General features: G+C 43.3%; 1 protein-coding gene. It reads right to left on the reverse strand.

Translation table 11 applies throughout. The annotated features are described in order from the left end of the window. Nucleotides 1-270: helix-turn-helix domain-containing protein (locus HMPREF2697_RS08900; protein WP_142350092.1), on the reverse strand; the 270-nt coding region annotated here is incomplete at both ends.

Here is a 270-nt window from a genome sequence, read left to right on the forward strand (position 1 = left end):
GTTTGGCGACGATTATCAAGGATGGTTATGAGTTCGTTTGTCTCATAATTCTGGGCCACAAAAGCGAATTCCCCTTTCTTGAACCCAAACTCATCCCAGGACATAACAGTAGGGAGCTTGTCATAATGTTCCTTGAAAGTAAACTGGTCGAGCTTACGATAGACAGTGGACGTCGACACACGAAGCTTTCTGGCAATATCAGTTAGTGACATCTTCTCAGTTAGGAGTTGTGTAAGCTTTTGTCGGACAAGGTTGGAGATTTGACAGTTT

Origin of the sequence: Streptococcus sp. HMSC064D12 (assembly GCF_001837205.1) — a bacterium.
In the GTDB taxonomy this organism is placed as follows: Bacteria; Bacillota; Bacilli; order Lactobacillales; family Streptococcaceae; genus Streptococcus; species Streptococcus salivarius_D.